The sequence below is a fragment of the Streptomyces niphimycinicus genome (assembly GCF_018883605.1).
GTDB lineage: Bacteria > Actinomycetota > Actinomycetes > Streptomycetales > Streptomycetaceae > Streptomyces > Streptomyces niphimycinicus.
The window spans coordinates 1-1,148 of sequence record NZ_JAHLEM010001259.1 but is presented as its reverse complement, the minus strand read 5'-3'; the positions used below and the strand labels follow the sequence as shown (position 1 = coordinate 1,148).

1 protein-coding gene is annotated in these 1,148 nt (G+C 76.6%); it reads left to right on the top strand.

What is annotated here, in order from left to right; all coding sequences use genetic code 11:
• On the top strand, window positions 1-1,016 hold a 1,016-nt coding region (locus tag KN815_RS49210; protein WP_216348217.1), incomplete at its 5' end, for an SWIM zinc finger family protein.
• Between the last annotated feature and the right edge of the window lie 132 nt (window positions 1,017-1,148).

The following is a 1,148-nucleotide window of genomic DNA, read 5'->3' as shown; positions in this document are numbered from 1 at the left end:
GGGAGAGCGCAGGCGCGGCCGATCCGGAGGCGGCCCGCCGCCGCGCCGAGCGGCGGGCCCAGCGCATCGCCGCGGGCGCCACGGAGTTGGAGCGGCGGCTCGCCGATCTGCTCCGCGACGGTCTGGCCTCCGCCGACCGTGCCGGGTACGGGGCGTGGGACGAGACGGCCGCGCGGATGGTCGACGCCCAGGCTCCGGGGCTCGAGACGCGGGTGCGGGAGCTGGCCGCGATTCCGTCGTCCGGTCCGGGGTGGCCCGCCCGGCTGCTGGAGGAGTGCGCGCTGGCCCATCTCCTCAACCAGGGATTCCTCCATCTGGACGGCCTCCCGGAGCAGTTGGCCGCCACCACGCGCACCCGCGTGGGCCTTACGACGCCGGTGGCCGAGCTGCTGGCGACCGGGGAGCCGGTCCGGGACCGCTGGCTGGTCCTGGGCCGCCAGGACGGCGCGGACGGCAGGCTGACCACCCACAGGATCTGGCTGCGGGGCGAGCGCACGCGCCGTATGGCGCTGCTGCTCTCGTTCAGCGCCCCCGGCCAGTCCCCGGAGCTCGCCCTGCCCACCGGCCTGGTCCTCGACGCCGACCTCACGTATTACCCGGCGGCCCGGCCCCTGCGTGCCGCGATCGGCACCCGGCACGGGGAGTTGCCGCACGCCCCGTCTGCCACGGCGCCGCCGGTCCCCGAGGGGTGCGATGTCGATACCGCGCTCGCGGACTACGGGGCGGCGCTCGGGGAGGACCCATGGCTGGACGGCTGGCCGGTCGTGCTCGCCGAGGTGGTGCCGGTCCCGGGGGACGGCGGATGGCAGCTTGCGGATGAGCGGAGCGGCTCCGCGCTGCCCGTCGATCCGCGCTGCGCGGGGCGCACCGATCTATGGCAGTTGATGGCCATATCCGGCGGTGGCCCCATCACCGTCTTCGGCGAGTGCGGCCACCGCGGCTTCTCGCCCCTCACGGCCTGGGACCCGACCCCCGTCTCGCTCATCGCCACGGCAGCGCAGGGAGGCACCCGTTGACCACCACGACCCCCACCACGTCCTGGGACGATCTCGTCGCGGCCGCGCTGCTCGGCACCGAGCGGCGCACCCCACCCGTCGCGCCGCGCCCCGGGCAGGACGCGCCGTCCGCCCTGCTGGACGCGGCCGCAC